14 protein-coding genes are annotated in these 13,886 nt (G+C 37.5%); 8 read left to right on the plus strand and 6 right to left on the minus strand.

The features are described 5' to 3' along the window. Positions 1–33 precede the first annotated feature (33 nt). Together dacB and J2S74_RS09955 are read left to right on the plus strand one after the other, a co-directional pair. On the plus strand, positions 34–1,491 hold the full coding sequence (gene dacB / locus J2S74_RS09950; RefSeq protein WP_307324935.1) for a D-alanyl-D-alanine carboxypeptidase/D-alanyl-D-alanine endopeptidase: 1,458 nt from the start codon (positions 34–36) through the stop codon (positions 1,489–1,491). A 73-nt stretch (positions 1,492–1,564) separates the two neighbouring features. Continuing rightward, positions 1,565–1,717 carry a hypothetical protein gene (locus J2S74_RS09955; RefSeq protein WP_307324938.1) on the plus strand — a complete coding sequence of 51 codons (153 nt, stop codon included), beginning with the start codon at positions 1,565–1,567 and terminating at the stop codon, positions 1,715–1,717. A 65-nt stretch (positions 1,718–1,782) separates the two neighbouring features. On the opposite strand, the gene J2S74_RS09960 is transcribed toward J2S74_RS09955, so the two are convergent. After that, positions 1,783–2,076, minus strand: a complete 294-nt coding sequence (locus tag J2S74_RS09960; protein WP_307324940.1) for a hypothetical protein — start codon at positions 2,074–2,076, stop codon at positions 1,783–1,785. A 183-nt stretch (positions 2,077–2,259) separates the two neighbouring features. Between J2S74_RS09960 and J2S74_RS09965 the strand changes: the two genes are divergently transcribed. Together J2S74_RS09965 and J2S74_RS09970 are read left to right on the plus strand one after the other, a co-directional pair. Next, positions 2,260–2,853, plus strand: a complete 594-nt coding sequence (locus tag J2S74_RS09965) for a gluconate 2-dehydrogenase subunit 3 family protein (protein WP_307324942.1) — start codon at positions 2,260–2,262, stop codon at positions 2,851–2,853. Beyond that, a complete protein-coding gene (locus J2S74_RS09970) occupies positions 2,825–4,519 on the plus strand; it encodes a GMC family oxidoreductase (RefSeq protein ID WP_307324943.1) in 1,695 nt (564 codons plus the stop codon). The genes J2S74_RS09965 and J2S74_RS09970 overlap by 29 nt, the downstream gene beginning before the upstream one ends. 112 nt (positions 4,520–4,631) lie before the next feature. Here the strand turns inward: J2S74_RS09970 and J2S74_RS09975 are convergent, their stop codons facing one another. Next, entirely contained in the window at positions 4,632–5,450 is an 819-nt protein-coding gene (locus tag J2S74_RS09975; protein WP_307324945.1) for a Cof-type HAD-IIB family hydrolase, read from the minus strand. Between the two features lie 227 nt (positions 5,451–5,677). Here J2S74_RS09975 and J2S74_RS09980 point away from each other — a divergent pair, with 227 nt between their 5' ends. The 4 genes from J2S74_RS09980 (at position 5,678) to J2S74_RS09995 (ending at position 11,448) form a co-directional block, all read left to right on the plus strand. After that, positions 5,678–6,571, plus strand: a complete 894-nt coding sequence (locus J2S74_RS09980) for an ATP-grasp domain-containing protein (RefSeq protein ID WP_307324947.1) — start codon at positions 5,678–5,680, stop codon at positions 6,569–6,571. 426 nt (positions 6,572–6,997) lie between these two features. Continuing rightward, a complete protein-coding gene (locus J2S74_RS09985) occupies positions 6,998–9,430 on the plus strand; it encodes a S8 family serine peptidase (protein WP_307324949.1) in 2,433 nt (810 codons plus the stop codon). Between the two features lie 284 nt (positions 9,431–9,714). Beyond that, complete coding sequence (locus tag J2S74_RS09990) at positions 9,715–11,193, plus strand: site-specific DNA-methyltransferase (RefSeq protein WP_307324951.1); 1,479 nt, start codon at positions 9,715–9,717, stop codon at positions 11,191–11,193. 30 nt (positions 11,194–11,223) lie between these two features. Next, a complete protein-coding gene (locus tag J2S74_RS09995) occupies positions 11,224–11,448 on the plus strand; it encodes a YdbC family protein (protein WP_307324954.1) in 225 nt (74 codons plus the stop codon). A 57-nt stretch (positions 11,449–11,505) separates the two neighbouring features. Here the strand turns inward: J2S74_RS09995 and J2S74_RS10000 are convergent, their stop codons facing one another. The 4 genes from J2S74_RS10000 to J2S74_RS10015 all read right to left on the minus strand — a co-directional run bounded on the left by J2S74_RS10000 (position 11,506) and on the right by J2S74_RS10015 (position 13,831). Beyond that, on the minus strand, positions 11,506–12,357 hold the full coding sequence (locus tag J2S74_RS10000; RefSeq protein WP_307324957.1) for an alpha/beta hydrolase: 852 nt from the start codon (positions 12,355–12,357) through the stop codon (positions 11,506–11,508). Between the two features lie 22 nt (positions 12,358–12,379). Then, a complete protein-coding gene (locus J2S74_RS10005; RefSeq protein WP_307324960.1) occupies positions 12,380–12,628 on the minus strand; it encodes a hypothetical protein in 249 nt (82 codons plus the stop codon). Between the two features lie 148 nt (positions 12,629–12,776). After that, positions 12,777–13,313, minus strand: a complete 537-nt coding sequence (locus J2S74_RS10010; protein ID WP_307324963.1) for a ribonuclease H-like YkuK family protein — start codon at positions 13,311–13,313, stop codon at positions 12,777–12,779. A 383-nt stretch (positions 13,314–13,696) separates the two neighbouring features. Next, complete coding sequence (locus tag J2S74_RS10015) at positions 13,697–13,831, minus strand: hypothetical protein (protein ID WP_307324966.1); 135 nt, start codon at positions 13,829–13,831, stop codon at positions 13,697–13,699. Positions 13,832–13,886 lie beyond the last annotated feature (55 nt).

The raw sequence follows: 13,886 nt of genomic DNA on the forward strand, positions 1-13,886 counted from the left end.
ATAGTAAATATATATAGAAGGCAGGATTATCCATTGAAGCATAAATTTATATGTATCGTAACTTTATTCTTACTATTTTTATCCAGTCAACCTGTCGATGCTATTATTATTCAGGATACTATACAAAAACGATTAGATGAATTTTTTCAAAGGGAGATTGATTCCAAAGGAGCTATTGCCGGAGTTAGTGTTCGTTCAGCAGACACTGGTAAACTCCTTTATGATCGTAAGGGGGATATACGCCTACGGCCAGCTTCAAATTTAAAATTGTTTACAGCAGCTGCAGCTCTTTCCACACTAGGGCCAGATTATACATATAAGACGGAAGTTTTAACGGATGGTTATGTCCGATGGAAAATTCTACACGGGAACCTTTACTTAAAAGGGAGAGGGGATCCTACCTTAACGATAGATAATTTAAAAGCATTAGTTAAAAGTATAAAGGAACAGAATATTAAAGTTATTCGTGGAGATTTAATTGGGGATGACTCATGGTATGACGATATCCGTTATTCCATTGATTTGCCATGGAGTGATGAGACCTATGATTATGCTTCCCAGATCTCTCCATTAACGCTCTCTCCAAATCAAGACTTTGATACAGGAAACATCATTGTGGAGGTTAACCCTGGACATAATTTGGGAGAAAAAGGAGAAATTATTATCCACCCTTATACAGAATACCTACAAATCGTTAATAATACGGAAACAGTTTCAATAGATGAAAAGACGGAGATTTCAATGGAAAGGACGCACGGAACAAATACTGTTACTATAAACGGAAAGGTTTCATTCAATTCAAAGTCAGTTCGAAAGTTGATTCCTGTTTGGGAGCCCACAAACTTGGTTGTTGATGTATTTAAGGAATTATTAAAGGAGTACGGAATTGTATTATTGGGAGATGCGAAGGTTGGAATAACCCCTTACGAGAATACAGAATTAGCTTGTAACACTTCCATCCCTTTGTCTAAAATTCTATTGCCATTCATGAAATACAGTAATAATACCCACGGTGAAATGTTGGTAAAGGAAATGGGAAAAAAAGAAAAAAAGGAAGGAAGTTGGGAAGCGGGTCTTCAAGTATTACAATCTGAACTAAAGTCTTTCGGAATAAAAACGGAAGCATTAGTGCTTAGGGACGGATCAGGGATTTCCCATATTAATCTTGTTACAGCCAATGAGTTGACAAAGCTATTATTTGAAATACAAGATAAGGACTGGTTTCCAGTCTTTATGGAATCACTTCCTGTTGCAGGTGTGAAAGAAAAAGAAGTTGGTGGGACTTTACGGTATCGTCTAAGTGATCCTTCTACGAAAGGGAAGGTATTTGCAAAGACAGGTTCATTAACAACCATTAGTTCACTGTCTGGTTATGCGAAAACGAAGAGTGGACAAAAAATAATTTTCTCAATTTTATTAAATAATTTAACAGATGATGTAAATGGAAAGAAGATGGAAGATGAGACTATATCTATATTAATGGAATTATAAGCATATACAGTATGTAAACTTCCTGTATATAAACATTCTCCTTTCGGAAAAATAGAGCACAGGAGGTGTTAAGATGGGTAAACAAAGAGGTCATAGAAGTAGGAATGCAAATGTTCCGGGGGCACAAAGTGTAAATCCATTAGGTAATTCACCAGACGATCCAAAGGCAGGAGAAGTACTTAGTGAACTAGCACAAAAGGCAAAGAAGGAGAATACGAAAAGATAAGGCATTTCTAAGTAGTACTAGGGAGGGTGACTCAAAAGGTTAAATAACACCTTTTGAGTCACCCTTTATTGTTGATTTTCAGGTTCAACGGGATTACCAGTTGACGTATGGTCAATAACCCATTCTCTTGCATTGTTAGAAATAGAAGCCCAATTAGGGATTTGATCACTATGTTCTATAATCCAATTTAAACAATATTGTGGATCAATACTCACTTCTTCACACTGGGATAAAAAATTTTGAATATTAGATTGACTACAATTTTCCCACGATCCACAGGTTATTCTCCAAATTTCTTCCATTTTATTCTGTGTAGAAGCATCCACATTTGACTGATTAAATTGATTCTCGACCGTCATCCATAATAACCTCCTCTTTTAAGCTAACACTTTAAAGTATTTCCAAACACACTTAAAGCATGTAATTATTTTTAACCTTGATTTTTACCCACATACCTTAACATTTTGTTATGTTCGTAATATGGATTAGCCTTGAAAAATAAGATGTACTGAGACGACAAAGTTTTTAAGGAGGCCATTATTATGAACGAAAGAAAGGCTGGTATCAAATACAGGCGGGTTCGTCCGTTAGATGGTCGATTACTGGTTGGTTATTCGGTGAATGACTGGAAGGCTGTGAAAGGTCGAAAAGTATCCATATATCCAAGGTTTAAGGAAACAGAATTGTTTGTTTCAACCATAAAAGCAGCAGTGGATACGATGTTTCCTGATGCCAGAAAAGGACGTGTAGATCACTATATAATTGAATCCTTACAAACGGTTTATCGAAGAGAACTTTCCGTCTATGAAGAAGGTGTGAGAAGGCTGAATCAGCTGGCGAATAGTATGTACAGCAAAGCTTTCCATCAGCTTGGTGAAAAAGGCCGTACTCGGATCCTTGAGAAGCTTGAAGAAACGGAGTTTTTTTATACATTAAGGCAGCATACAATGGAGGGGATGTTCGCAGATCCCAAATATGGTGGGAACAGAAATATGGTTGGCTGGAGATTGATCGGATTTCCAGGTGCACAATTTCACCCAATTACCCATACAAGCCGTGGATGGAAAACTCCAGGTTCCGTTAGCTTGAAAGGGGAGAGAGTTCGAGATGGGAACAATAATTTATTCAGAAGATAGCAATTTTGATGCTGATGTGGTTATTGTTGGTTGTGGATGTGCAGGAGGTATTTTATCAAGGGAATTATCAGATGCCGGTCTCCATGTTATTGCCTTAGAAAGGGGACCTAATATTACATCAGAAGAATATTCAATGGATGAATTGAAATTTCCCATAAGAAATAAAGTTTTATGGGGGCCACAAGATGAACCACGGTATACATGGCGCCCTAATGCAGAAACGGAGGCGGAAAGAGTCGTTACGGGTTGGAGCGGCTGGGGTCCAGGTGGAGACCATCTCCATTGGGGAGCACAGTCTTGGAGATTCCAACCTGCCACATTTAAGGCTAAAACAGTCTTTGGTCAAGTGGAAAATGGTGCAATGATTGATTGGCCTATCACCTATGAGGATTTGGAGCCTTATTATCAACGGTTTGAAGAACGAATTGGAATAAGCGGGGATCATACAAAGGATCCTAACCACCCGCCTCGATCTGGGTCTTATCCTATGCCGCCAACGGTACCTGGATTTGCAACACGACATTTTGTGAAAGCAGCAGAAGCATTGGGCTACAAGCCATTCCCTGTTCCTGGGGCTATTAATTCCATTGATTATGATGGCCGATTTGCTTGTGGCTATTGTGGTTTTTGCCAAGGCTTTGGTTGTACAGTGGAGGCAAAAGGAGATGTTGGATTAACGGAAATTCGAAAAGCACGCATAAACCCTAACTTTGAGCTCCGTACAAAGTGCCGAGTATTTGAGGTTACTGTAGATGACAATGGAAATGCAAAGGGTGTTAAGTATTTGGATGAAAATAAACAGGTTGTTCATGTCACAGGTAAGATGGTTATTATCGCTGCAAATTACTTAGAATCTACTCATTTAATGCTCATATCCAAATCACCACAATTTCCTAACGGTATTGCAAATAATCACGGTCAGGTTGGTCGGTACTTTCATATGCGAGACATTACCCAATTGATCGGTTTGTTTAAAGAGCCAATGAATGCCTTTATCGGTCCTACACCAAGATGGGCTGTCAATCATTTTGCTGATGATAATTTTTCTCCTAAAGAGTATGGAGAAGATTTTGTAATGGGGGGAAATATTACAGGTGCTGACCCTTATGGCCTTGCCGGTCAGCCTATAGAATTTTCCGAAGCACCGACACCAGTCGGGGTACCTAATTGGGGGCCAGCGTATCGTGATTTTATATCTAAGGCCTTTACACATCATTATACAACTCGTATATACATGACCGAACCACCTCAAAAGGATAAATTTATTGATCTAGACCCGGAGGTAATAGATTCAGATGGAATACCAGTACCAAGGGTGACTTTTGATTGGCATCCGCAAACAACGAAACAGCATGCCTTTTTAAGGAAAAGGGCCTATGAGATTTTGGAAGAAGCGGGAGCTGAGAAAATCTGGGGAGGCGAGCTTGGGGAACCGTGGATTCTTAACAGCCATTCTGGTGGAAGTACTCGAATGGGAAATAATCCAGATGAATCTGTAGTAAACCGCTATTGCCAAACCCATGAAGTCTCTAATCTCTTTGTTGTAGGCAGTTCATGTTTTCCAACCATTGGGGCCTACAACCCGGCAGAAACAGTTGGAGCATTAGCTTATTGGGTTGCAGAATTCATTAAGAAAGAAGTTGGAAAGGGAGAGGTAAAGGCGTAGAGTGAATATTTCCATTACATTAAAGGATGGATAGGGGGGTAATTATAAAAAAATACCTTCCATCCATTGAACTGGTGGATGGAAGGTATTTTAAATAGTGGCGATACCTCCCCTAATAACTTGTTTCCTTAAGGATAAATTCCTCCACAACTGCAGCTACTCCCTCATTAACATTGGAATCTGTAACAAAGTCAGCTTTTGCCTTTATGTCGTCTGGTGCATTTCCCATGGCAACCCCTAAGCCTGCTAGCTCAATCATTTCCAGGTCATTATAGCTGTCACCAATAGCAATTACTTCCTCCCGTTTAAGTCCAAGCTTCTTGATAAGCATCTCTAAGCTAGAACCTTTTGTCACTCCATGTTCGATAAATTCTAGAAAATATGGCTTAGAGCGAAAAATGCTTAGTTGGTCCTCCAGTTCTTCTTTTAATTTCTTTTCTACTTCCACGAGTTTTTCTGGTCTCTCGCTCATTAATACCTTAACTACAGGTTCTTGTACAGCTTTCACTAGACTTTTGACCTCATCTATTGGTAAACCAGTAAGTTCACTTTCGATACTGGTGTAAGGGTTGTTTTTTTCCGTAATAATGGTATCTCCAATATACGTATGTAAATGAACCTCTTCCCTTAGACTTAGTTCGTAGAGCATATGAACGGTCTCAGGGTTTAATTTACTACTAAACAATTCCTCACCAGTTTTGCAATTAATAATCTTTGCACCGTTAAAGGCCAATATATAACTCCCATAGTTGTGGAGCTGAAGATCAGTTGCATAGGCTGTCATACCTTGTGTAGGCCTCCCAGAAGCTAACACAACCTTTACGCCTACCTCTTGTGCTTTCATCAGCGCCCTCTGTGTGTGATCTCCAATTGTATGGTTATCAAGGAGTAATGTATCATCCATATCTAAAACAATTAATTTATAAGTCAAAACAAAAACTTCCTTTCTAATAAGTATACGTCCAATTTACTATAAACCCCATCACTTGTAAAAAAAGAAGCATGGGGTAATCCCCTTGTACTTATTTATCACTGAATTCCTACTATGTTGGCAAATTTATACTTGCTTATTGAATGACAAGGAGTTACTAATACTATTAATAATTAGTTTTATGCTATCATTTGAATAAATAAAGTGATTTATAAGAGGAGACGATGATGGAAAAGGGTTGGATTATCTATAACGGCAATTTAACAACAGAGAAATTTATGTATCAAATAAATTGGTTGGAACAAGCGGGAAGGGATGCTGGTTTTGAAATAGTATCCATTAAAAACAATGAACTAATCGTTACCATTGAGGATGGGAAATCAGTAATAAAAGGGCCTTATGGAAAGGAGATACCAGACTTTGTTTTTTTCTGGGACAAGGATTTATCCCTGGCAAGGCACTTGGAAAAAGTCGGGTTGAGACTGTTTAACAGTTCAAGAACGATTGAAATTTGTGATGATAAGTCCCTAACTAGTCAGATACTAGCAGATCATAATATAAGGATGCCAAAGACAGTCATTGCCCCAATGGTTTATTCGGAGATATGTGATTTTTCAATGTATAAGTATATTGTGGATGAGTTAGGTTTTCCTTTAGTAATAAAAGAGGCATATGGATCCTTTGGGGAACAAGTTTATTTAGTGCACAATGAAGTTGAATTAATAGAAAAAATCAAAGCTTTGAAAAATAAGAAATATATTATTCAAGAATTTATTCAATCTAGCTACGGAAGAGATATACGATTAAATGTGGTTGGAAATAAAGTTGTGGCAGCTATGCAGAGGAAATCAGAATCGGATTTCCGTGCCAATATTACGGCAGGAGGGAAGACATATGAGTATGAACCTTCGGAGGAGGAAAAGAAACTGGCAGTTCGCTGTTCCCAATTAGTTGGAGCCGATTTCTCAGGTGTAGACCTTTTGTTTGGAGAAGATGGGAAGCCGGTTTTATGTGAAATCAATTCCAATTCCCATTTTAAAACTATTTATGACTGTACAGGGATAGATGTGGCAGAATATATGATGCGATATATTAAAGAGGAATTATCAAAGGGGGAATAGTCTGGGGGGAGCATACCTTACAAAGGTATGCTCCTTATTGATTTAAAGTACTAAAGAGTATATCACAAATAAATTATAAAGGGAAAAAATTTTTAAAAAACAATTATTTTAAAAGGGAAGAAAGTAATGATACTGTCGTTTAAATAAAACTAATGTACTAGAAAGATTTTGTTGTATTATGGGATATAGTAATATTTTTTACTTAATTTTCTTAATATTCGTATAACTAGGTATTGAAAATTATGAAAGAATATAAAAATATCGTCGAAATAATAGGTATAAAGGTCAGAGGATATTTAATCTCAAAGGTCTAATTATCTAATTGTTCCAATTTTTTGTAACTTTTCTGTGCAATCAGGAGGTGAGAATTCTAGTATAGAAGGTTACTAGTCTAAAAAAAAAGAATAGAGAGGATGTTGTTTTAGAATGTACAAAAAGCCTTCAAGATTATTTATTTTATGTATGGCAATAGCACTCGTTTTATCTACTTTTAGTATGGGGGCACTAGCTGGTGGAACTCAGCAAGCAAGAGAATTACCAGTAGCTGAACTCTTTGGAGATATTGATGTATCCTCATCAGCACCAACAACAGTTATTGTTGAGTTACAAGAAGAGTCTATTGTAGAGGCAAAGCATAAAGGGAAAAGACAAACATCCGCAAACTTAAAAAAGGAAAGAAGTAAGGTAATTTCTGATTTACAAGGAAAAGTTAGTGAAGCTAAAATAAATCGAGAGTATGATTATGTATTCTCTGGATTTTCCGTGGAATTGCCAGCAAACGAAATTCCAAAACTATTAACAGTACCAGGAGTAAAAGCAGTATATCCGAACGTAGAGTATACAGTGGATACAATTTCAGCCGAGGAAATATCCGCGGAAGCTTTTAGTCCTGCAATGATGGATAGCGCTCCATTTATTGGTTCTGATTTAGCATGGGAAGCAGGTTTCACAGGTGAAGGTGTAACGGTGGCCATCATCGATACTGGTACTGATTATACTCACCCTGATTTAAAACATGCTTTTGGAGATTACAAAGGTTGGGACTTTGTTGATAATAACGATGCCCCACAAGAAACACCTCCAGGTGACCCGCGGGGGGGATCTACTAACCATGGTACTCACGTAGCTGGAACAGTAGCAGCAAATGGGCAAATCAAAGGAGTGGCTCCAGATGCGACTCTATTAGCTTACCGTGTACTTGGACCAGGCGGTAGCGGTACAACAGAAAATGTTGTTGCTGGTATTGAAAGGGCAGTTCAAGACGGTGCGGACATCATGAACTTATCCTTAGGTAATACACTAAACAACCCAGACTGGGCTACTTCAATTGCTCTTGATTGGGCAATGGCTGAAGGTGTTGTGGCTGTAACATCTAATGGAAACAGTGGTCCAAACAATTGGACAGTTGGATCTCCAGGAACTTCTCGAGAAGCTATTTCTGTAGGGGCAACAAGACTTCCTTACAATGTTTATACAAGTGAAATTTTTACTTCTGAAGGTGTAGAATACCCATCTGCAAAAGTAATGGGCTTCCCAAGTGAAGAGGAATTACTTGCTTTAAACGGAGAAGAATTTGAGTTTGTATATGTCGGATTGGGATATCCTCAAGATTTTGAAGGTAAAGATTTAGAAGGAAAAATTGCTTTAATTAGTCGTGGAGAATTTGCTTTTGTTGATAAAGCGACAAATGCCAAAAATGCTGGTGCAGTTGGTGCTATCATTTTTAACAACGTAGCTGGTGAGCACCCAGACGTACCTGGAATGGCAGTTCCTACAATTAAAACAACTTTAGCAGATGGACAAAAATTACTTGCTGAATTGGAAGCAGGAAATAACACAGTATCTTTTAATATCCAATTTGCTTATGAAGTAGGGGAAACTGTGGCAGACTTCTCGTCTCGTGGACCAGTTACTTTAACTTGGATGATAAAACCAGATGTATCTGCGCCTGGTGTTAATATTACTAGTACAATCCCAACGCATAATCCAGCTAACCCGCATGGTTATGGGGCATTTCAAGGTACAAGTATGGCTGCTCCACACGTAGCAGGTGCTGCTGCATTATTATTGCAGGCAAATCCTTCATGGGATGTAGATGAGGTTAAAGCAGCATTAATGAATACTGCGGAAGACATGATCAATCCTGCAACTGGGGAATCTTATCCTCATAATACGCAAGGTGCAGGGAGTATTCGTGTAAATGATGCAATAAATACTAAAACATTAGTTACTCCAGGAAGTCATTCTTTTGGTACATTTTTAAAGGATGATGATACTGAAGTTAAAAGACAAAGCTTTTCGATAAAGAACCTTTCTGATAAAAGACAACGCTACAGCTTTGATGTAGATTTTGCTGGGAATCCAGAAGGTATTAAAGTGATGACAAGTAACAATATTAATGTTCAAGCAGGTCGAATTCAACAAGTGAATTTCAACGTACAAGTAGATACTTCTAAACTAGAACCTGGTTACTATGAGGGGACTATTAAAGTAAGTGATGGTACACAAACAATTGAAGTTCCTACTATTTTATTTGTAGGAGAGCCTGATTATCCTCGGATAACTGGTGCATACTTTGGTGCTGAAGGGGATGGAACTTATTTTGTAGGTTCCTATTTGCCAGGTGGAGCAGAAGTCCTTGAATATGACTTCTATCAGTTTAATTCATCAAGTGGTACTATCGGTGCATTTTTAGGTACAATTGGGACATTCAGTGATGTACCTGCTCCAATTCATGAATTTAATTGGAATGGAGAAATTAATGGTCAACAACTTCCAAACGGACAGTATGTTTTAGCAGTGTATGTTGAAAAAGGTGGGGTAACAGAATATAGAGCATATTTAGTTACGAAAAACTGAGTTAGTTAAAAATTTCAGCATGGCCAAGTGGCCATGCTGTTTTCTTTAAAATTCATACATAAACCAATCTTCTTCATTAGGAAACACAATAACAGCTATTTCAGGTACAAACTTACCGTCCCACTGTTCATCTTTATTGATATAGATTTCAAAACAAATGTAAAATAAAAAGGATTTCCGCCTATTGTAGGAGAAGATTATTATTATAACATTCTGAATACAGACATCTAGATAAAACCGATCAGTTAAAAAGTAAAAGTCGACTTTTTTAGGGGGACAAATTGGTGAGGCTGGATGAAAGAACGGTTAACTTATTTGATAAGAAAATGGAGGAGCTCCAGAAGCTTTTCCCCAGTGCCTTTTCTAACGGGAAAGTTAATTTAGAGATTTTAAGGGAGTTATTAGGCGATAGAGTAGATTCATATCCCGGGCGGTATGAATTAAATTGGCCTGGGAAAGGAGAAGCAAGGAGACTAGCTGAAGTCTCTAGTACCTTTAAGTTTCACTATGTTGAAGAGTTAAGCTTAGGTAAGGGAAATTCTGATCATTTATATATTGAAGGTGATAACCTTGAGGCATTAAAGCTTCTCCAAAAAGAATATTTTAACAAAATCAAAATGATATATATAGACCCTCCCTATAATACAGGTCAGGATTTCATCTATAAGGATAATTTTAGAAGTAATAGGAATAGGTTTATGAAACTAACGAACCAACTTTTACGTAAAGAAGCTGGTTCTTGGGGGCGATATCATTCTGATTGGCTCAACTTTATTTATCCCCGGATAAAGGTTGCTAGAGATCTTCTGAAGGAGGATGGAGTTCTTTTTGTGTCTATTGATGATCATGAATTCGCAAACTTGAAGTTAATATTAGATGAATTATTTGGTGAAGATAACTTTGTGGGAAATATTGTTAGGGCAACAGGGACAACAACGGGTCAGGACAGTGGAGGATTGGGCAGCTCCTTCGATTATTTATTAATGTATAGAAAATCGGATAGATTTCATGTCGGGGGCATTCCTTTATCCAAAAAAGATGCCGCTAGATTTAAGTTAAAGGATAATCGTGGGAAGTTTTCTATTTTACAGTTAAGGAAAACAGGGAACGATGATAAGCGGGAAGACAGGCCCAACATGTATTATCCAGTAACAGCACCAAATGGCGATTTAGTTTATCCGTTAGGGCCAGGTGGCTATGAAAGCCGCTGGAGAATGGGGAGGGAGAAGTATCTTGAGTTGGAGAAGGATGACTTTATTTATTGGAAAAAAGTGAAGGATAAGGGCTGGATTCCTTATGTGAAGTATTACTTAGACGGACGAACGAAACGGCCTTCTACTTTATGGGACGACATAGATGGAAATAAAAAAGCATCCCTTGAGGTAAAAAAACTACTAGGAGAAAAAATTTTTGATTTTCCTAAACCGGTACAACTAATAAAACGTTGTATTCAAATTGCTAATGCAGGGGAAGAGGATATTATTTTAGATTTCTTTTCCGGTTCAGGGACGACTGCACAAGCCGTGTTAGAATTAAATGTGGCTGAAGATGTTCACCGAAAATTTATTATGGTCCAGCTTCCAGAGAAAATCGAGGAAGATACTTCAGCATATAGAAAGGGTTACAAAACAATTTGTGATATTGGAAGAAAACGGATTACCATGGCTGCCAAAAGAATTGCAGTAAAAATTCAGGACTCGGACCGTTATGATCTAGGGTTTAAAACATTTAAATTGGAAAGGAATATATCCACCCTTAAATAAGCAGATAAAATAGAAATGGAGGCAGGACCTATGTCCAAAATAAAATACGAGGTTGTAGAAAATATAGGAGTTGTTTCCCAGGGTTCGAAAGATTGGAAAAAGGAATTAAATTTAGTAAGTTGGAATGAAAGACCACCGAAATACGATTTAAGAGATTGGTCTCCAGATTATGAAAAGATGGGGAAGGGCGTTACCTTATCAAATGAGGAATTAAAGGAACTACGTAACATTTTAAACAAATTGGATTTAGACTAATAGGGGGGGATATCCTGAAAGGTTAAAAATATACCTTTGGGATATCCCCTTTCTATATTATTCCCGAGATTCCTCCAAAAACGAGATAATCTCTTCCCAATAGCGTGAATTTACTTGGATGTTATTATGACCATACCCTTCGAATAAAGAATAGCTTGCAGGACCTTGCCATTTCTCTATTAAACGTTTGGAATGGTCTGGAGGGATGACACGATCTTCTGTAGCTATTAAAGTTAAGAGTGGGATATCTATTTCAGGTGCTCGAGAAATATTATCAAAATGGTGGTTTAATAACCAGGCCACAGGTAAAAAAGGATAACGGCCTTGGGCCACTTTAGTAAGGCTGTCATAGGGAGAAACGAGGAGTGCTTGGTCAACATCCCGTTCATGAGCTAAATAAACTGCCACACCTGTTCCCATACTTCTTCCCAAGACCGCAATTTTATGTTCATCTACATCATCTCGAGCAGAAATGTAATCATAAATTTCCAGAGCATCATGGAACATGGCAGTCTCACTCGGAGCCCCATCGCTAAGACCATATCCCCTGTAGTTCATGAGTAATACAGAACGTGGAAACTCACTATTATTGATTTGGGAAATAATGTGGGAAACTTCTTCCGCATTGCCCCCAAAATAAATCAGCAGGGGCGAAGGTTCCCTATCACTATTTTTGACTAACCAACCGTGGACGTAAATTTCATCATTTACACGTAACGTAATCTCTTCCACGTTATCATAGTTTGTACGAATATAATTAAGCCTATCTTCAGAAATTGATTGAGGCATGAAGGTAATTTGATCCTGCATCAGATAAAAAAATAGAGTAATAGACATGTAGAGAATAAAACCAATGAATGGAATGGTAACAGTTATTTTGATCCATTTTGATTTCTTTTCTAACTGCATAATATGTTACCCCCCAGAAAAATTATTTTTCCACTATTGATAATTCTTTTCCTAAGAATCCAGCTCGTCCAATATTATTTTCTAAATGGACGACATAAATAGTTTTATTATTAGTAATCCATGAGAAATAGGTGGAGTAAAAAGGGTGGTCTTCGTTGAAATATTTCTGTAAATCTACTGGAGTCTGACAAATCCCCTCCACTAACCCTTTCTCCACATAACTGCTATAATGCGTTTTATTTACGAAAACTTGGTCTCCTAAGTTAATCAATATAATCACTCCAATTAAATAGTAAGACAATAAAAATATAACATATATTTGAAAGAGGAGTATGTAGTATTTAGAAAATGGCATACTCAAAGGGCAGAAACAATTCACCGAATTCTGCCTTCAGAGTAACGGAGGTTTTATGATAATACTATTTGGTATAACGGTTTGCATATGCACTGGCAACAAAAGCTTCCGGCTTAATTTTGGGCTCTAAACCCATTGATTCAATCCTTGACATCATTTCTCTAACTAAAAACCTCGTTTTATTCCGACGCTGGGAGCCGATATCAATATGTCCTTCAATAGTGAAGGCCGCCCCTTTATAAATATGTGGTAAGACAATATTAATTAATTGATCTTTCCTTTCTTCCGTAAACATGGAAACAACTTCTTCCGTTAATGAAGTTTCATAAGATATTTTTTCATGGAGGTTCTTCATTTGCCTTGGGATAGTGACCTTCCTAATACATGCCCAAGCACCTTTCCCTTCACGTTGAATAACAATGCCTGTAACGAACCGGGTATAAGTGGAATGTACTTGGCTATCTGTCCCCACCATTAATCGGAAATTTCCTTTCGGATCCTTTTTCATAAATTGAGCGATTCGATCAAATACTTGTTGAAATGATAAGTTCTTTTCCGATAAATTTTCAAAGGAGTAGTTCATTACCTGAAAGTTTCTCATAGGTTACACCACATCTTTCCTCTCTTTAGAAAATGATGATTAGTATAAAAATGGTCAAGGGTAGTTATATAATGTGAAACCCTATTGGAAAAAATACTAAAAACCTATCTATCATAATTTTACGTAAAGTTTTTAACCATTTGGACTTTTAATATACTGTCCCTTACTACATGTCTATTCCCGTTTTTGAAAATTGTGTATCAGGAAGACTTATATTATTTTACTCATGGTGAAGTTAAATCATTACTTTCATGTGAGTTTTCAAAGCTTTGGTTATAAAAAATGTAAGTGATGCTGACTCTAGCTTATATCAGCATTCACTTACATTTTTTTGTTATGAAGGGTTTTTTATCAAATAGAAAGCGGTCACGAGCTGCACCAAGTCAAAAGAAAATTAATGCAAAGGTAACGAGGATAAACAGAAGTAAAGGTTGTGCCCAGCTATTAAAGATATCAAAAAATAATCCAACAGAAATTGGGCCAATGGCTTCTAAGAAGTAACCGAAGGATTGGGCCATTCCAGACAGGTTTGCTCCATCCTTTGAGTCTGTCGTCCGTAATTGCTGTTGTATA

This window comes from Evansella vedderi (genome assembly GCF_030813435.1).
GTDB classification, from domain to species: domain Bacteria; phylum Bacillota; class Bacilli; order Bacillales; family Salisediminibacteriaceae; genus Evansella; species Evansella vedderi.

Coding starts and splice junctions, on each gene's coding strand:
- J2S74_RS09980 (WP_307324947.1), top strand. CDS start 5,678: ATGGAAAAGGGTTGGATTATCTATAACGGCAATTTAACAACAGAGAAA.
- J2S74_RS10010 (WP_307324963.1), bottom strand. CDS start 13,313: ATGAGAAACTTTCAGGTAATGAACTACTCCTTTGAAAATTTATCGGAA.
- J2S74_RS09995 (WP_307324954.1), top strand. CDS start 11,224: ATGTCCAAAATAAAATACGAGGTTGTAGAAAATATAGGAGTTGTTTCC.
- J2S74_RS10015 (WP_307324966.1), bottom strand. CDS start 13,831: ATGGCCCAATCCTTCGGTTACTTCTTAGAAGCCATTGGCCCAATTTCT.
- J2S74_RS10000 (WP_307324957.1), bottom strand. CDS start 12,357: ATGCAGTTAGAAAAGAAATCAAAATGGATCAAAATAACTGTTACCATT.
- J2S74_RS09970 (WP_307324943.1), top strand. CDS start 2,825: ATGGGAACAATAATTTATTCAGAAGATAGCAATTTTGATGCTGATGTG.
- J2S74_RS09985 (WP_307324949.1), top strand. CDS start 6,998: ATGTACAAAAAGCCTTCAAGATTATTTATTTTATGTATGGCAATAGCA.
- J2S74_RS09955 (WP_307324938.1), top strand. CDS start 1,565: ATGGGTAAACAAAGAGGTCATAGAAGTAGGAATGCAAATGTTCCGGGG.
- J2S74_RS09960 (WP_307324940.1), bottom strand. CDS start 2,076: ATGACGGTCGAGAATCAATTTAATCAGTCAAATGTGGATGCTTCTACA.
- J2S74_RS09965 (WP_307324942.1), top strand. CDS start 2,260: ATGAACGAAAGAAAGGCTGGTATCAAATACAGGCGGGTTCGTCCGTTA.